The sequence below is a fragment of the Klebsiella pasteurii genome, assembly GCF_018139045.1.
Lineage (GTDB): Bacteria > Pseudomonadota > Gammaproteobacteria > Enterobacterales > Enterobacteriaceae > Klebsiella > Klebsiella grimontii.
The window spans coordinates 5201829-5219042 of record NZ_CP073236.1; the positions used below are offsets into that span (position 1 = coordinate 5201829).

Below are 17214 nucleotides of genomic sequence, written 5' to 3' on the forward strand. Positions count from 1 at the left end.
AGGAGGTCATGATGCTGCAAATCTCGCATCTTTCCGCCGATTACGGCGGTAAACCGGCGCTGGCGGATATCAACCTGACGCTGGACAGCGGCGAACTGCTGGTGGTCCTGGGGCCCTCCGGCTGCGGTAAAACCACGCTGCTGAACCTGATTGCCGGATTCGTGCCTTATCAGCACGGCAGCATCACCCTCGAAGGCCGGCGGGTTGAAGGGCCGGGCGCCGATCGCGGCGTGGTGTTTCAGCACGAAGGGCTGCTGCCGTGGCGCAACGTGCAGGATAACGTCGCGCTCGGGCTGCAGCTGGCCGGGGTCGACAAAACGCAGCGCCGGGCAACCGCCGCGCGGATGCTGAAAAAAGTGGGCCTTGAAGGGGCGGAGAAACGCTTTATCTGGCAGCTCTCCGGCGGCCAGCGTCAGCGGGTAGGCATTGCCCGCGCGCTGGCGGCAAATCCGCAGGTGCTGCTGCTCGACGAGCCCTTTGGCGCGCTGGATGCCTTTACCCGCGAGCAGATGCAAACCCTGTTGCTTAGCCTGTGGCATGAGACCGGTAAGAAGGTACTGCTGATCACCCACGATATCGAAGAGGCGGTGTTTATGGCCACCGAACTGGTACTGCTCTCGCCGGGGCCGGGGCGCGTGCTCGAACGGCTGCCGCTCGATTTTGGCCGCCGCTTCGTCGCCGGGGAATCCTGCCGCAGCATTAAATCGGACGCGCGGTTTATCGAACAGCGTGAATACGTCCTCAGCCGGGTGTTTGAACAACGGGAGGCTTTCTCATGAGCGTGGTCATTAATGACAAACCGCGTCAGCGGGGACTGAAGTGGCGCTGGCCGCTCTCGCGTCAGCTCAGTCTGAGCGTGGCGACCCTGGCGGTACTGCTGGCTATCTGGTGGGCCGTTGCCGCCCTGCAGCTGATTAGCCCGCTGTTTCTGCCGCCGCCGGGACAGGTATTGCAGAAACTGATCGCTATTGCCGGTCCGCAGGGCTTTATGGACGCCACCCTCTGGCAGCATCTGGCGGCGAGCCTGACGCGTATCGTTATCGCGCTGCTGGCAGCGGTGCTGCTCGGCGTACCGGTAGGGATCGCCATGGGGCTGAGCCCCACGGTACGCGGGATCCTCGACCCGCTGATCGAGCTTTATCGCCCGGTGCCGCCGCTGGCCTATTTACCGCTGATGGTGATCTGGTTCGGTATCGGCGAGACCTCCAAGATCCTGCTGATCTACCTGGCGATATTCGCGCCGGTGGCGATGTCGGCGCTGGCGGGCGTGAAGAGCGCCCAGCAGGTGCGTATTCGCGCCGCGCAAGCTTTAGGCGCCAGTAAAGCGCAGGTACTGTGGCTGGTGATCCTGCCCGGCGCGCTGCCGGAGATCCTCACCGGACTGCGCATCGGGCTTGGCGTGGGCTGGTCGACGCTGGTGGCCGCGGAGCTGATTGCCGCTACCCGCGGGTTAGGTTTTATGGTGCAGTCCGCCGGTGAATTCCTCGCCACCGACGTGGTGCTGGCCGGCATCGCGGTGATTGCCATCATCGCCTTTTTACTGGAACTGGGGCTGCGCGCGCTGCAGCGTCGCCTGACCCCCTGGCATGGAGAAGTACAATGAGCGAACGTTTAAGTATCACCCCGCTGGGGCCGTATATTGGCGCGCAGGTATCCGGCGTCGACATCACCCGCCCGCTGAGCGACAACCAGTTTGAACAGCTGTATCACGCGGTGCTGCGCCATCAGGTGGTGTTCCTGCGCGAGCAGAACATCACTCCCGAGCAGCAGCGCGATCTCGCCCTGCGCTTTGGCGACCTGCATATTCATCCGGTCTATCCGCACGCGCCCGGCGTGGATGAGATTATCGTGCTCGATACCCACGACGATAACCCGCCGGATAACGATAACTGGCACACCGATGTTACCTTTATTGAAACGCCGCCCGCCGGGGCGATACTCGCGGCAAAAGAGCTGCCTTCAACCGGCGGCGATACCCTGTGGACCAGCGGCATTGCCGCGTATGAGGCGCTCTCCGCGCCCTTGCGCCAGCTGTTAAGCGGCCTGCGCGCGGAGCATGATTTTCGCAAATCGTTTCAGGAGTATAAGTATCGCAAAAACGAAGAGGAGCATCAGCGCTGGCTAGAGGCGGTGGCGAAAAATCCACCGCTGCTGCATCCGGTGGTGCGCACCCATCCGGTGACCGGGAAGCAGGCGCTGTTTGTCAATGAGGGCTTTACGACCCGCATCGTCGACGTGACGGAGAAAGAGAGCGAGGCGCTGCTGAGCTTCCTGTTTGCCCACGTCACCAAACCGGACTTCCAGGTACGCTGGCGCTGGCAGCCGAACGATGTGGCGATTTGGGATAACCGCGTCACCCAGCACTACGCCAACGCCGATTACCTGCCGCAGCGGCGCATTATGCACCGGGCGACGATTCTCGGGGATAAACCCTATTACCGGGCGGGGTAATGCTTGTAGCCCGGCCGCGCGCCGTGGAGAACATAGGAAGCGGTATTGCACGTGGCTTCCCGGAGGCGGCGCTTAACGCGCCTTGTCCGGGCTACCGGTCCGCAGAAAGCTGTAAACCCGTAGCCCGGCTAAGACGCAATGCGCCGCAAGCCGGGAAAGGCTTTTATGCCGATTTTTGCGCGTCCAGATGTACCCCAATATAGCGCTGATAGCGGTTGGCCTTCAGATAGGTCAAGTCCACCAACACTAGCCCATCCACGCAGTTGTTGAAATCCGGGTCGCTGCCAAAATCGATAAACTGTACGCCGCCCGGCTCGCAGACTTCCGAATACTGCTTATACAGCGGCGGGATCGCGCAGCCGAGGTTGCCGAGCAGAGACTTCAGCCGCGCCAGGTCGTCGTTGTAATCTTCTCCGCCAAACTGCGCCAGCACATCGGGCAGCGAGGCCGGATAAGGGCGGCGCGACTCCGCCAGCGGATGCGTCGCCGGGAACCACAGTCGATAGAACGCGACCAGCAGATCGCGCGCCGACGGCGGCAGCCCGCCGGAAATCGACACCGGGCCGAACAGATAGCGATAGTGCGGATAGCGCGCCAGATACGCGCCGATGCCGGACCACAGGTAGTCCAGCCCGCGGCGGCCCCAGTAGCGCGGCTGGATAAAGCTGCGCCCCAGCTCAATGCCGTGTTGCAGAATATCGTCCATCCGCGCGTCGTAATGAAACAGGCTATAGCTGTAGATACCTGTCAGTCCGCGCTTTGCCAGCTGCATTGCGGTTGGCATAAAACGGTAAGCGCCGACGATCTCAAGATCTTCCTCATCCCACAGAATCAGATGCAGATAGTCGTCGTCATAGCCGTCAACGTCGCGTCGTTTGCCGCTGCCTTCCCCCACCGCGCGAAAGGCGATTTCCCGCAGGCGACCCAGTTCGCGCAGTATCGGCGCATCTTCCTGGTCGCGGCGCTGCCAGAGATAAATCACTTTGCCATCCGCCGTGCGCCCCAGGGTTTCCGCCCGACCCAGTTCGCGCTTGAGCAGGGCGCGGTCTTCGGGACGGGCAATAGCGCTTTCGCTTGTAAATACGCCCGGCATGCCTTTTCCAAGCAGTTCCAGATGGTGATAGCAGCGCTCGGTCAGCTCGCGCGTAGAGCGCTGGGGATCGAACCAGCTTGACCAGGCAATCTGTTGGCCGAAATTAACCGGCAGGCTGCCGTTGCGGCGACGAAACATTTGTTGCATCAGCAGCAGCAGCGGCAGGCTATCGGAAATCAGCGTGCTGGCGTAAAACAGCGCGCTGTTGCGCGCGCGGATCCACGCCGGCAGCAGCGGGGCGCGATATTTCGCCGCCAGCTTAATAAACCCAGAGTGCCATTTTTTATCGCGAATGCCGCGCCGGGTGAGGCGTGAAACTTCACCCGCCGGGAAGAAAATCAGCACGCCGCCGTTTTGCAGCTGCTGGTCCATCTGCTGCAGCGCCGCTTTGGCGGTTCGGCCATTGATATTATCGACCGGAATAAACAGCGAGCTCAGCGGTTCAAGGTGGGTCAGCATGCGGTTGGTGACCACTTTAACGTCGCGGCGCACGCGGGACACCGCGTAGAGCAGGGCCAGGCCGTCAAGCGTACCGGTGGGGTGGTTGGCGATAATGACCAGCGGGCCATATTCGGGGATTTGTTCGAGATCGTGCGCCGGGATAGCACAGCGGATATTAAGATGTTCGAGCACCTGTTCGACCGTATCCAGTCCTTTCAGGTGATGATGACGCGCGGCAAACTGCTGAAACTCTTCCTCATGCAGGAGCTTTTTCAGCACCTTTTTCTGCCAGGGGGCTGGCTTTGCCTGAGGCCACAGGTCATCGATAACATTGTCGAGACTAAACATAGCGGCACCTCCTCCGTCCTGCCCAGACAGTAGAAGGCGCAGATGTCGCTCAGATTACAGTTGAGTGAAGATTTGGGATTGGCGGGAGTGGGTAGCCCGGACAGGCGCGTAGCGCCGCCTCCGGGAAGGCCACAGGTGAAAAGTTGCGAACGCTTTTCCAGATTGATCTCCGGTTTCTTGCCTTTCGGTCTCTCCCTCTTTTAACCTGGGGAACAGGCAAATATCTTCGGCAGGGAGCATCCGATGGTCGATTATCGTCGTTATTACCTCAAGGGTGGGAGCTGGTTTTTTACCGTCAATTTACGCGACAGAGAGAGTCGATTTCTGGTTCAGCATATTGATGCGTTACGACAGGCGGTGGCAATAGTCCACAAACAGAAACCTTTTCATATTGATGCTTGGGTGGTGCTCCCCGAACACCTTCATTGCGTCTGGACCTTACCTGACAACGACAGCGATTTTCCATCGCGCTGGAGAGCAATTAAAAAGCATTTTTCAGGTTTAACAGGCGCGCATGACGTGTGGCAACCGAGATATTGGGAACACGCCATTCGCAACCAGAAGGATTACCGAAGCCATGTTGATTATATTTATATCAATCCGGTTAAGCACGGGTGGGTAAGGCAGGTACGGGATTGGCCCTATTCAACCTTTCATCGCGATGTAAGCCGTAGTTTGTATCCTGTTGATTGGGGTGGGGAGGTGAAGGAATTATTGTGCGGCGAGCGTTGTTAAAATGATTTCCCGGAGGCGGCGCGCTGCGCCTGTCCGGGCTACCAACCCACAGATAGCTGTGAGCCTGTAGCCCGGTCGTATAGCCGCGACCGGGGAACGGTAAGAGCCGAATTAACGCAGGATTTTCTTTTCGGCCAGATCGAGAGCGAAGTAGCTGAAGATCAGATCCGCGCCGGCGCGTTTGATCGCGCCGAGGCTTTCCAGCACCACTTTCTCTTCATCAATAGCGCCGGCCTGGGCGGCGAATTTAATCATCGCGTATTCACCGCTCACCTGGTACGCGCCGAGCGGCAGGTCGGTGCGCTCGCGCAGATCGCGCAGGATATCGAGATACGGACCGGCCGGTTTGACCATCAGGCAATCGGCGCCCTGTGCTTCGTCCAGCAGCGATTCGCGAATCGCTTCGCGGCGGTTCATCGGGCTCATCTGATAGGTTTTACGATCGCCTTTCAGCGCGGTACCCGCGGCTTCGCGGAACGGGCCGTAGAACGATGAAGCGAACTTGGTGGAGTAGGACATAATCGCCGTATCGGTAAATCCGGCGGCGTCCAGCGCCTGGCGAATGGCCTGCACCTGGCCATCCATCGCCGCGGAAGGGGCGATAAAATCCGCGCCAGCGGCAGCGGCGACCACCGCCTGCTTACCGAGGTTGGCAAGGGTTAAATCGTTATCGACGCCGTGGTCGCACAGCACGCCGCAGTGGCCGTGGGAGGTGTATTCGCAGAAGCAGGTGTCGGACATCACGATCATCTCCGGCACCGTCTCTTTACAGATACGGGACATGCGCGCCACCAGGCCGTTTTCATTCCAGGTATCGCTGCCAACGGCATCGGTATGATGGGAAATCCCGAAGGTCATCACCGAACGGATACCGGCGTTGGCAATGCGCTCGATTTCGCGCGCCAGGTGTCTTTCCGGAATACGCATCACGCCGGGCATGGCTTCGATGGCTTTGTAATCGTCGATTTCTTCTTCAACAAAGATCGGCAACACCAGGTCGTTCAAACTCAGTGTTGTCTCTTCAAACATGGCGCGTAGCGAAGCGGACTTGCGCAGGCGGCGTGGGCGAGTAATTAAATCTGTCATGGTTTGCCTGATTTTGTGAAATGAAAAAAGCGAGTTTACCTCAATTGGCGGCGGGATGTTTCGCCAAAACGATCCTTATCTATCGTCGGCAAAACATCCCACAAGGCTACTGGCTGGCGGTTTCAATCCCGGGACGGTCGCCGCTTAATTCGCTGACCAGCTCGTTGATCCCATCGCTCATGTTGTTGAAACGCGTCAATGAAGAGCGGGTCACCACCACGAAGGCGCCGACGTTAGCCTGCGGGTTCATCGCCATGTAGGTGATAAAACCGCCGCCGCCGCCGGTTTTCTGAATAATGCCCGGCTGGCCGTTCTTCGGCTTCATGTAGACCCAGCCGAGGCCCAGCGCATCGGCTTTGCCCGGCACGTCCATCCCGATCACCTTCGTCAGCTGGCTGCGTTGATAAATCAGCGTCTGCATCCGGTCCGCCTGCTGCCCGCGGGTGAAGAAATCGGAAGAGAGGAACTGCTGCATCCAGCGCATCATATCGCCAGGCGTGGAGTAAACGCCGCCGCTGCCGATGGCCGCCAGGGTATTGTTGCACGGGCTGGCCCCTTTCTCCGGGATCATCAGGCGCCGGCACTGATCGGGAGAAGGCGTAAAGGTGGTGTCTTTCATCCCCAGCGGGCGGGTGATCTGCTCTTCAAACAGCTGCGGCCAGGGCTTGCCTGCGGCGGTAGAGAGCGCATCGGCCAGTAAATCGAACGCCAGATTGGAATAGGCGGCCTGCGAACCCGGCGCGGTTTTTAACGTTGCCGTGGAGAGCCAGTTCCAGCGCTGCTGGCGCGTCGGCCAGACGAACACCGGACGATGCGCCGCGCCGCCGGGCTGTTCGCGCGGCAGGGCGCTGGTGTGCGTCGCCAGATTCACCAGCGTGATGGGTGCTCCCTGGTATGTCGGCACTCGCGCGCCCGGCGGGGCGTATTTGCTCAGCGGATCGTTGAGCTTCACCACGCCCTGGTCGAGAAGTTTGACCAACATTTCGCTGGTCATCAGCTTGCTCAGGGAGGCGATGCGAATCACTGAATCGAGCTGCGGGTGCTCATTATTGCCCGGGCGCGTTTCGCCGAAGCTGCGGAATACGCGCTGGTTACCATCGATAACCACCAGCGCCATACCGATCGCGCCGCTGCCGTAATAGATATGGTTAGCGTAACGGTCGACAACATCCGCAGCGAATTCCGGGTCGACGCTCGGCTGCGCGGCCTGGGCCGATGTCAACGACGCCGCGCACAGCGCAGCAAAAATGAGCAGACTACGTTTCAACGGGGGCATCCATCATGGTGAAGAAAAATATAGAGCGTATTTATACTACGAAGCGCCGCCGAGCAAAGCGCTAATAACGCCATTCTGTGCGGAAAAACGTAACCTGGCGTAAAAAAACCTTTTTTAAGCTTTCGGATAGCGGCTTTCGCCTGCGGGCGCGTATGATGATCGTTTTGGCTTAAGATGGGTGGCAAGAGACGATGGCGGCGAAACGGGTAGTGATGGTAGTGGATATGCAAAACGGCGTTTTCGCGACGCCGCGTATTGATCGCGAGCGCTGCGCGGCGCAAATTAACCGCCTGATAGATGCCGCGGATACCGTTATCTTCATCCAGCACTGCGAAGAGGGTGGTCTGGAGGAGGGGAGCGAAGGTTTTGCGTTGCTGCCCGAACTGCATCAACCCGCTGGCGCACTGTTTGTGACCAAGACCGCCTGCGATGCCTTTTACCGCACCCGCCTGGAAGCGGTGCTGCGCGAGCATCACATCACGCAATTTGTCATTTGCGGCTGCGCCACCGACTACTGCGTAGATACCACCATCAAAAACGGCGCCAGCCGGGGCTATGCGATTACCGTCGCTGAAGATGCCCATACTACCGCCAACCGCCCGGCGGCGCAGGCCGTCACCCTGATCGCTCACTACAACGAGGTGTGGCGTACGCTGACCGTTCCGGGCAATCCTTTACAGGTGAAATCGACAGAAACAATTCTGAACGGATGGTCGGCGAACTAAGCCGCTGATATCCGGTCTCATCATCCGCCCACTTTGCTTCGCTGCGACGACTTTGCGGCGGGCGTTTTTGTGGTACACAGCACAGCAAAACGAGAAAGAAGTTAGCAGGAGAGCATGATGTTTAAATCCTTTTTCCCCAAACCGGGGCCGTTTTTTATTTCTGCCTTTATCTGGTCGCTGCTGGCGGTGATCTTTTGGCAGGCGGGCGGCGGCGACTGGCTGCTGCGGGTCACCGGCGCATCCCAGGATGTGGCGATTAGCGCGGCGCGCTTTTGGTCGCTCAATTACCTGGTGTTCTACGCGTTCTACATATTCTGCGTGGGCGTTTTCGCCCTTTTTTGGTTTATCTACAGCCCCCACCGTTGGCAATACTGGTCGATCCTCGGTACCTCGCTGATTATTTTCGTCACCTGGTTTCTGGTGGAGGTCGGGGTGGCGATCAACGCCTGGTACGCCCCGTTCTACGATCTTATTCAGGCCGCGCTGGCGACGCCACATAAGGTCAGCATTAACCAGTTTTATCAGGAGATTGGCATCTTTCTCGGTATCGCGCTTATCGCGGTGATTATCGGGGTGATGAACAACTTCTTCGTCAGTCACTACGTTTTCCGCTGGCGTACCGCCATGAACGAACACTATATGGCGCACTGGCAGCATCTGCGCCATATCGAAGGCGCCGCGCAGCGTGTGCAGGAAGATACTATGCGCTTTGCTTCCACCCTGGAGAGCATGGGCGTCAGCTTCCTTAACGCGGTGATGACGCTTATCGCCTTCCTGCCGGTGCTGGTGACGCTCTCCGCGCACGTCCCGGATTTACCGATTGTCGGCCACCTGCCTTACGGTCTGGTGATTGCCGCTATCGTCTGGTCGTTAATGGGCACCGGCCTGCTGGCGGTGGTGGGGATCAAGCTGCCCGGGCTGGAGTTTAAAAACCAGCGCGTCGAGGCCGCCTATCGTAAAGAGCTGGTGTACGGCGAGGATGACGCCAACCGCGCGACGCCGCCGACGGTGCGTGAGCTCTTTGGCGCCGTGCGCCGCAACTATTTCCGCCTCTATTTCCACTACATGTATTTCAATATCGCCCGTATTCTTTATCTGCAGGTGGATAACGTTTTCGGTTTGTTCCTGCTGTTTCCGTCGATTGTTGCCGGTACGATTACGCTGGGCCTGATGACCCAGATAACCAACGTCTTTGGCCAGGTACGCGGTTCGTTCCAGTATCTGATTAGCTCCTGGACTACGCTGGTTGAGCTGATGTCCATCTATAAACGTCTGCGCAGCTTTGAACGCGAACTGGATGGCAAAGAGCTGCTGGAAATGACCCAAACATTAAGTTAACCATCGCAAGGAAGAAATATGGCCGTAGCATCATCTCGTTTCGTTTCGCTCACCCTGACGCTAGTGGCCGGGATGGTTCTCAGCGCCTGTTCCAGCAAGCCGGAGCCGGAGTTGAAAAAGGGGGAAAAGGCGATTGATGTTGCCGCGGTGGTGCGGCAGAAAATGCCCGCCAGCGTGAAAGATCACGAGGCCTGGGCGCAGGCCATCGCCAAAACGTTTGCCAGCCAGAAGCTGGCACCGACGGAAGAGAACGTCTGTTCGGTGCTGGCGGTGGCGCAGCAGGAGTCCAACTATCAGGCCGACCCGGCGGTGCCGGGGCTGAATAAAATCGCCTGGCAGGAGATAGACCGCCGGGCGGAGAAAATGCACATCCCGGTTTTTCTGGTGCATACCGCGCTGAAAATCAAATCGCCTAACGGCAAAAGCTATAGCGAACGCCTCGATAGCGTGAAAACCGAAAAGCAGCTGAGCGCGATTTTCGATGATTTTATCGGTATGGTGCCGATGGGGCAGAAGCTATTCGGCTCTCTGAACCCGGTGCATACCGGCGGCCCGATGCAGGTCAGCATCGCCTTCGCCGAGCAGCATACCGACGGCTATCCGTGGAAAATCGACGGTACCGTGCGCCAGGAGGTGTTCAGCCTGCGCGGCGGCCTGTGGTTTGGCACTTACCATCTGTTGAACTATCCGGCGAACTACAGCGTGCCGCTGTACCGTTTTGCTGATTTCAACGCCGGATGGTACGCCAGCCGCAACGCCGCGTTCCAGAACGCCGTCGCTAAAGCGACGGGCGTGAAGCTGGCGCTGGATGGCGATTTGATTCGCTACGATAGCGACGAGGCCGGAACCACCGAACTGGCGGTGCGCCGGTTATCCTCGCAGCTGGCGATGAGCGATGACGATATCCATCGTCAGTTAAAGAAGGGCGATACCCTGGCGTTTGAAGAGAGCGATCTTTATAAGCAGGTGTTTCGTATTGCCGATAAAAAAGCCGGTAAAACGCTACCGCGGGAAGTGCTGCCGGGCATTCAGCTTGAGAGCCCGAAAATCACCCGTAATCTGACGACCGCCTGGTTTGCTAAACGCGTTGATGACCGGCGGGCCAGCTGTATGGCGCGCCGTTAGCGGCGGCTGCGCCAGCGGAAAATCAGCCCTGGTATACCAATTAATACGCAGCCTGCCAGAAAGGGAATTAGCCCGAACAGGGTACCGACCGTCAGGCTAATCTCGACCCGCGGGCGGCTGCTGTCCTGCATTTGAATCAGATGCTCAAACACTCCCGGCGCGTGGATCAGCATACTCAGCATTTGCGCACCGGCCCAGAAGCAAAACAGCACAAACAGAGCGTAAGCGATGTTGCTGCTGGTGATAGAGCCCCTCTTTTTGCCGCCGTTGACGGTCTTTGCAAAGGTGAACTCTGCCATATTGACCTCCATACTTCACCTGCCTGCCGTTTTTTCCACGGCTACATAGAGGTTTATTCTGGCAACGAAGGAGATATCTCAGTATCAGATTGCTGGTAATTTCCGTCCAGGAATATTCCTGATTTCATCGGGTTGTGAGTTTGCTACAAATTTGTGAAATTTAGACCGATATCGCAATGTGCGACAATTCTCAACGCAGCTACAGACCCGTGGTGGCGGCTATGCGAAGATGCTTTTTTTGTTGTCGGAGTGGTTATGAAGCTCACTGAAAAAATTCGCCGCGATTGGCACTACTACGCGGTTGCGCTGGGGTTAATTTTTATTATGAATGGCGTGGTCGGGCTGCTCGGCTATGAAACCGAAGGCTGGCGTTCTTACGCGGTTGGGCTGGTGACGTGGGTGATTAGCTTCTGGATCGCCGGGTTTATTATTCGCCGCCGCCCGGCAGAGGAAGTGTAAAGTGAGAGAGGCCGCGTGAGATGTGCTTTCCCGGCGGCGGCGCTGGCGCGCCTGTCCGGGCTACCCGACCGCAGGCCCTGGTGAACCCGTAGCCCGGCTAAGCGCAGCGCGAGCCGTGGAGTGTGGCGAGCTGATACATCAACCCCGCACACTCCCCGGATCGCGGTGTAAACGCCTTACCCGGGCTACCGCCGGCAGACGACGGTGAACCCGTTACCGGGATTAATTCATCGATGTTTTCAGCGCGCGATCGGCGGCGTGACGCTCCAGCGCCAGTTCAATCAAGCGGCTAATCAGGCTGGTGTAGTCCAGACCGCTGGCCTGCCACAGCTTCGGGTACATACTGATATTGGTGAAGCCCGGCAGGGTGTTGATTTCATTAATCACCACGTCGTTATCGGCGGTCAGGAAGACATCGACGCGCGCCATGCCGCTGCAGCCGAGGGTCTGGTAGGCGCGAACGGCGATCTGGCGAATTTTATCGTTGACTTCGCTGTCAATGGCCGCTGGAACCACCACCTTCGCCCCCTGATCGTCAATGTACTTGGTATCGTAGGCGTAAAATTCGCTGTTGAGGACGATTTCGCCACAGGTGCTGGCCTGCGGATTATCATTGCCCAGCACCGCACACTCGATCTCGCGCCCTTTAATCCCCTGCTCAACCACCACTTTATGGTCAAATTCGAAGGCCAGTGCGACCGCCTGCTGATACTGCTCTTCGTTGTTGACCTTGCTGACGCCTACCGAGGAACCCTGGTTCGCCGGTTTAACAAATAGCGGCAGGCCTAGCTTCGCCTGCACGTCGGCAAAACTCACCTGATGACGGTTGGCGCGGGTCAGGGTAATAAAAGGCGCAATCGACAGCCCGGCATCGCGCAGCAGACGTTTGGTGACGTCTTTGTCCATGCAGGCGGCTGAGCCGAGGACGTCGGAACCGACGAAGGGCAGGTTGGCCATCCGCAGCATGCCCTGCAGAGAACCATCTTCCCCAAGGGTGCCGTGAACAATTGGGAAGATCACGTCAATGGCCGCCAGCGGCTGGCCGCTATCGGCGTTAATCAGCTGCTGCGCTTCGCGTCCGGGAATTTGCGCCAGCGTAATATCGGACGGGCGCAGGGCAATATGGGCGGGGTCCTGCGGATTGAGCAGATAGTTGCTGGCGTCGTTGATATGCCATTGCCCCTGCTTATCAATCCCCAGTAAAACGACGTCGAAGCGCGTTTTATCGATCGCTTCCACGATATTTTTCGCTGACTGTAGCGATACTTCATGTTCTGCCGACTTACCGCCGAAAACGATCCCAACCCTCATCTTAGCCATTTCAACTTCCATCATGATTACATCAAAGGGCATAACATAGCATGTGAAACAGCCGCCTGGCTGCCATAATATTCACCGGGTAAAGCATTGGGAGGCAGCGCGTGAAAGGAAAAGGGCTTATCGTTCTGTTGGCGCTGCTGGCGGCCGGATATTACGGCTATCGTTATCTTCCGGCGCACTATAACCCGCTGGCGCCGCTGCGCCTGGAGGATCCGCCGGGGTTCATCACCCACTATAAGCTGCGGCGACTGACCCCCGCGCAGTGCGCCGGCCTGCTGAAAGAAGCGAATCAGCGAAATCTCATCACCAGCCAGCCGGTGGCCGATAGCGGGGGAGAGTGCCCGCTGCAAAACGTGGTTCGGGTACGCGATTTTGGCGCGGTAAAGCTCAGCAGCAGCTTCCTCGCCAGCTGCCCGCTGGCGTTGAGCAGCGCGCTGTATCTACAACAGCAGGCGAAACCGCTGACCCACCGGATGCTGGGGCAGGAACTCCGCCAGGTTGACCATTTTGGCAGCTATGCCTGCCGCAATATTTACCATCGCCAGAACGCGCGGCGCAGCGAACACGCTACCGCGGAGGCGCTGGATATCAGCGGCTTTCGTTTGGCCGATGGCCGCCGCATCAGCGTGCTGAAAGGGTGGCCCGATGCGCAGTATCACCCCTGGCTGCAGGCGTTACTGACCGGCGGCTGCGGCTATTACGGTAACGCTTTAGGGCCGGACTACAACGCGGCTCACGCCAACCATTTTCACCTCGGCATGCGCGGCCAGGGATTCTGTTTCTGAGCATATCTCGCTGTCTTACGCGCTTTTCACCACGAAATTGTTCGTCATAACGAAATCACATGTCATAAAACACCAAACTCTCTGCCAGCGCACCTCTGGTAGTACGTCGGATGAGGGAAATTGCTAAGCTAGATAATAATTGTCGAAAAACTAATGAATACGCGTAGTTATGGAATCCTGGAAGGTTAATCTTATCTCCGTCTGGTTTGGCTGTTTTTTTACCGGACTGGCTATCAGCCAAATTCTCCCCTTTTTGCCGCTGTACGTTTCCCAACTGGGCGTGACCTCGCATGAAGCGTTATCCATGTGGTCGGGGCTGACCTTTAGCGTCACTTTTCTGGTGTCGGCGATTGTCTCGCCGATGTGGGGGAGCCTCGCCGACCGCAAAGGGCGCAAGCTGATGCTGCTGCGCGCCTCGCTGGGCATGGCCATCGCCATTTTACTTCAGGCGTTCGCCACCAACGTCTGGCAGCTGTTTATCCTGCGCGCGGTGATGGGACTGACTTCCGGCTATATTCCCAACGCCATGGCGCTGGTGGCGTCTCAGGTTCCGCGCGAGCGTAGCGGCTGGGCGCTGAGCACGCTATCGACGGCGCAGATCAGCGGCGTGATTGGCGGGCCGCTGCTCGGCGGTTTCCTGGCCGATCACGTCGGTTTGCGCGCCGTATTTATCATCACCGCGATTTTGCTGACCGTAAGCTTCCTGGTGACGCTATTTCTGATTAAAGAGGGCGCCCGTCCGCAGGTCAGCAAGGCGGAGCGGCTGAGCGGTAAGGCGGTGTTTGCCTCGCTGCCCTATCCGGGGCTGGTGATCAGCCTGTTTTTCACCACCCTGGTGATTCAGCTTTGCAACGGATCAATCGGCCCGATTCTGGCCCTGTTTATCAAGTCGATGGCGCCGGATAGCAATAATATCGCCTTTCTCGCGGGGATGATCGCCGCCGTGCCGGGCGTGTCGGCGCTGATTTCGGCGCCCCGTCTGGGGAAACTGGGCGACAGAATCGGCACCTCGCGAATTCTGCTGGCGACGTTGTGCTGCGCGGTAGTGATGTTCTTTGCCATGTCGTTCGTTACGACCCCATTCCAGCTTGGCGTCCTGCGCTTTCTGCTCGGTTTTGCCGATGGGGCGATGCTGCCGGCGGCGCAAACGCTTCTGCTCAAGTACTGCAGCGACAGCGTCACCGGGCGTATTTTCGGTTATAATCAGTCATTTATGTATCTCGGCAACGTAGCCGGGCCGCTGATCGGCGCGTCGGTCTCGGCCATGGCCGGTTTCCGCTGGGTGTTTATCGCCACGGCGATTATTGTGCTGATCAATATCTGGCAGCTGGCCATCATGCTGCGCCGCAGCCGCCGTACCGCGGCGTAATCCCTTCTTCTTCTGCCTGGCCGGTATTTGCATCACAGCGTCAATGCCGGCCTTTGTATTCCTTAATCTTCAAATGTATCACCGATCACAAAACGATCATTTTCCCTTCTCATCCTCTTCTATTCTTAACTGTTACGCGTATACAGTTACGCGTAACAGTTATTGAAAAAGAGGTTATATGCGAAATTTATTCGATTTGTCAGGGAAACGCGCTCTGATCACCGGCTCCGCTCAGGGGATAGGCCATCTGTTGGCCGGCGGCCTCGCCGAGTACGGCGCGGAGATAATCATTAACGACCGGACGCAGGAAAGAGCGGACCAGGCGGCGCAGGTGCTGGTGGCGCAGGGCTTTCGCGCGGTAGGGGTCGCCTTTGACGTCACCCAGGCGGCGCAGGTCGAGCAGGCGATAGCCCGCATCGAAGAGGAGGTCGGCGCCATTGATATTTTAATTAATAATGCCGGGATCCAGCGGCGTTTCCCTTTTACCGAATTTCCGGAGGAGGAGTGGGACAACGTTATTGAGGTCAACCAGAAAGGCGTTTTTCTGGTATCGCAGCAGGTGGCGAAATATATGATGAGCCGCCGCGCGGGAAAAATAATTAATATTTGTTCGATGCAGAGCGAGCTGGGACGTAAAACAATTACGCCTTATGCGGCCTCAAAAGGGGCGGTTAAAATGCTTACCCGCGGTATGTGCGTTGAGCTGGCCGAATATAATATTCAGGTTAACGGTATCGCGCCGGGATATTTTGCCACCGAGATGACGACCGCCCTGGTCAACGATGAGGCGTTTTCCGCCTGGCTGTATCAGCGCACGCCGGCGGCGCGCTGGGGAAAACCGGAAGAGCTGATTGGCGCCGCGGTGTATCTGGCTTCGTCGGCGGCAAACTTTGTTAACGGTCATTTGCTGTTTGTGGACGGCGGAATGCTCGCCGCTGTCTGAATCACTTCGCCTCCTTCAGGCAGCAGCGTGCCCGTACTGCCTGAAGGACGGCGTATTTAACCCGTGTGAAGATATTAATATCTGAGGATTGCTTATGCATATGCTCGCGAAATTACCCGCGCGTCGCTGGTGGTATTTAATGCCGATTATATTTATTACCTATAGTCTGGCCTACCTTGATCGCGCGAATTATGGTTTTGCCGCTGCGGCGGGAATCGAAAGTGATTTAGGTATTACGAAAGGAACGGCGTCGCTGATTGGCGCATTATTTTTTCTCGGTTATTTCTTTTTTCAGGTTCCCGGCGCGATATATGCGGTAAAACGCAGCGTGCGAAAAATGATTTTCTTTAGTCTTATTTTATGGGGATTCTGCGCGGCGGCTACCGGGTTCGTCAGCAATATTCCGATGCTGATGGCGATTCGCTTTACGCTTGGTGTGGTTGAGGCGGCGGTGATGCCGGCGATGCTGATTTATATCAGCAACTGGTTTACTAAAACCGAGCGTTCACGCGCCAATACTTTTCTGATCCTCGGGAACCCGGTGACGGTGCTGTGGATGTCTATCGTTTCCGGCTATCTGATTCAGGCGTGGGGCTGGCGCGAAATGTTCATCATTGAAGGCATTCCGGCGGTACTGTGGGCGATATGCTGGTGGATACTGGTGCGCGATAAACCGTCCGAGGTTTCCTGGCTGAACGCGCAGGAAAAAGAGACCCTGCAGAAGGTGATGGACAGCGAGCAGAGTCATATCAAGCCGGTGCGCAACTACGGTGAAGCGCTGCGCTCGCGCAATGTGATTATGCTCTGCGCCGTGCATGCGCTGTGGAGCATCGGCGTATACGGCTTCATGATGTGGATGCCGTCGATTCTGAAAAACGCCGCGCAGATGGATATCGTGGCGGTGGGCTGGCTGGCGGCGGCGCCGTACCTGGCGGCGATTATCCTGATGCTGACGGTCTCCTGGCTGTCGGATAAGTTCCAGAATCGTAAATTGTTTATCTGGCCGCTGTTGCTGATTGCCGCTATCGCCTTCTTTGGCTCGTGGATGGTGGGCAACCAGGCGTTCTGGTTATCCTACGCGCTGCTGGTTATTGCTGCGGCCTGCATGTATGCGCCCTACGGGCCGTTCTTCGCGCTTATTCCTGAACTGCTGCCGCGCAACGTTTCCGGCGTATCGATGGGGCTAATTAATAGCTTCGGCGCACTCGGCGCTTTCCTTGGCGCGTGGCTGGTGGGGTATCTGAACGGTATCACCGGCGGGCCGGGGGTATCCTATACCTTTATGGCCGTCGCGCTGTTGTCGTCCGTTGTGCTGATGTTCAACGTGCGTGCTAACCCGCAATCTTCTTCCCCGGCGGTGGCAAAAAGGGTTGTCGGCTAACATAAACCGCCGCTGCTGTGGTAAGGTTCTCTGCGAGCAC

The 17214-nt window shown here is 57.8% G+C and carries 17 protein-coding genes; 12 read left to right on the top strand and 5 right to left on the bottom strand.

The annotated features are described in order from the left end of the window. Window positions 1–11: 11 nt before the first annotated feature. Genes tauB through tauD form a run of 3 tightly spaced genes read left to right on the top strand, consistent with a single transcriptional unit; the run spans window position 12 to window position 2451 of the window. Window positions 12–779 (top strand): taurine ABC transporter ATP-binding subunit, encoded by a 768-nt coding sequence (gene tauB, locus KCG39_RS24335; RefSeq protein WP_142467942.1) that lies wholly within the window; start codon window positions 12–14, stop codon window positions 777–779. Further along, a complete protein-coding gene (gene tauC, locus KCG39_RS24340) occupies window positions 776–1603 on the top strand; it encodes a taurine ABC transporter permease TauC (RefSeq protein ID WP_004129553.1) in 828 nt (275 codons plus the stop codon). The genes tauB and tauC overlap by 4 nt, the downstream gene beginning before the upstream one ends. Beyond that, a complete protein-coding gene (gene tauD / locus KCG39_RS24345; RefSeq protein ID WP_112165864.1) occupies window positions 1600–2451 on the top strand; it encodes a taurine dioxygenase in 852 nt (283 codons plus the stop codon). Before tauC ends, tauD begins: the two co-directional genes overlap by 4 nt. Window positions 2452–2614: 163 nt before the next feature. Here the strand turns inward: tauD and olsF are convergent, their stop codons facing one another. Further along, complete coding sequence (olsF, locus tag KCG39_RS24350) at window positions 2615–4333, bottom strand: bifunctional ornithine lipid synthase OlsF (protein ID WP_049112617.1); 1719 nt, start codon at window positions 4331–4333, stop codon at window positions 2615–2617. Between the two features lie 243 nt (window positions 4334–4576). Here olsF and KCG39_RS24355 point away from each other — a divergent pair, with 243 nt between their 5' ends. Then, window positions 4577–5068, top strand: coding sequence for an REP-associated tyrosine transposase (locus KCG39_RS24355; protein WP_004129560.1), 492 nt, complete (start codon window positions 4577–4579; stop codon window positions 5066–5068). 111 nt (window positions 5069–5179) lie between these two features. Here KCG39_RS24355 and hemB read toward each other — a convergent pair whose 3' ends face one another. Continuing rightward, on the bottom strand, window positions 5180–6154 hold the full coding sequence (hemB, locus tag KCG39_RS24360) for a porphobilinogen synthase (RefSeq protein WP_004129564.1): 975 nt from the start codon (window positions 6152–6154) through the stop codon (window positions 5180–5182). Window positions 6155–6260: 106 nt separating this feature from the next. Then, entirely contained in the window at window positions 6261–7421 is a 1161-nt protein-coding gene (gene ampH / locus KCG39_RS24365) for a D-alanyl-D-alanine-carboxypeptidase/endopeptidase AmpH (protein WP_032742055.1), read from the bottom strand. 221 nt (window positions 7422–7642) lie between these two features. Between ampH and KCG39_RS24370 the strand changes: the two genes are divergently transcribed. From KCG39_RS24370 to KCG39_RS24380, 3 genes are all read left to right on the top strand, one after another. Beyond that, window positions 7643–8155, top strand: a complete 513-nt coding sequence (locus KCG39_RS24370; RefSeq protein ID WP_185910494.1) for a cysteine hydrolase family protein — start codon at window positions 7643–7645, stop codon at window positions 8153–8155. Between the two features lie 117 nt (window positions 8156–8272). Further along, complete coding sequence (gene sbmA / locus KCG39_RS24375; protein ID WP_049115907.1) at window positions 8273–9493, top strand: peptide antibiotic transporter SbmA; 1221 nt, start codon at window positions 8273–8275, stop codon at window positions 9491–9493. A gap of 18 nt (window positions 9494–9511) precedes the next feature. Continuing rightward, on the top strand, window positions 9512–10618 hold the full coding sequence (locus KCG39_RS24380; protein ID WP_142467931.1) for a DUF1615 domain-containing protein: 1107 nt from the start codon (window positions 9512–9514) through the stop codon (window positions 10616–10618). Here KCG39_RS24380 and KCG39_RS24385 read toward each other — a convergent pair. After that, window positions 10615–10917 (bottom strand): DUF2755 family protein, encoded by a 303-nt coding sequence (locus tag KCG39_RS24385; RefSeq protein ID WP_004129576.1) that lies wholly within the window; start codon window positions 10915–10917, stop codon window positions 10615–10617. The two genes, KCG39_RS24380 and KCG39_RS24385, sit on opposite strands and share 4 nt — an antisense overlap. Window positions 10918–11172: 255 nt before the next feature. Between KCG39_RS24385 and KCG39_RS24390 the strand changes: the two genes are divergently transcribed. Then, window positions 11173–11376 carry a DUF2754 family protein gene (locus KCG39_RS24390; protein ID WP_004129579.1) on the top strand — a complete coding sequence of 68 codons (204 nt, stop codon included), beginning with the start codon at window positions 11173–11175 and terminating at the stop codon, window positions 11374–11376. A 222-nt stretch (window positions 11377–11598) separates the two neighbouring features. Here the strand turns inward: KCG39_RS24390 and ddlA are convergent, their stop codons facing one another. After that, window positions 11599–12696 (bottom strand): D-alanine--D-alanine ligase, encoded by a 1098-nt coding sequence (gene ddlA / locus KCG39_RS24395; protein ID WP_087828328.1) that lies wholly within the window; start codon window positions 12694–12696, stop codon window positions 11599–11601. A gap of 101 nt (window positions 12697–12797) precedes the next feature. On the opposite strand from ddlA, the gene KCG39_RS24400 reads away from it, so the two are divergent. The 4 genes from KCG39_RS24400 to KCG39_RS24415 all read left to right on the top strand — a co-directional run bounded on the left by KCG39_RS24400 (window position 12798) and on the right by KCG39_RS24415 (window position 17174). Next, window positions 12798–13481, top strand: coding sequence for an extensin-like domain-containing protein (locus KCG39_RS24400; RefSeq protein WP_004129584.1), 684 nt, complete (start codon window positions 12798–12800; stop codon window positions 13479–13481). 169 nt (window positions 13482–13650) lie between these two features. Further along, window positions 13651–14850 carry a multidrug efflux MFS transporter gene (locus KCG39_RS24405; protein WP_142467930.1) on the top strand — a complete coding sequence of 400 codons (1200 nt, stop codon included), beginning with the start codon at window positions 13651–13653 and terminating at the stop codon, window positions 14848–14850. A 178-nt stretch (window positions 14851–15028) separates the two neighbouring features. Then, the gene (idnO, locus tag KCG39_RS24410; RefSeq protein ID WP_049113309.1) at window positions 15029–15793 is read left to right on the top strand and encodes a gluconate 5-dehydrogenase; all 765 of its coding nucleotides are present in this window, start codon (window positions 15029–15031) and stop codon (window positions 15791–15793) included. Between the two features lie 94 nt (window positions 15794–15887). Continuing rightward, entirely contained in the window at window positions 15888–17174 is a 1287-nt protein-coding gene (locus KCG39_RS24415; RefSeq protein WP_004129603.1) for an MFS transporter, read from the top strand. Window positions 17175–17214: the final 40 nt, after the last annotated feature.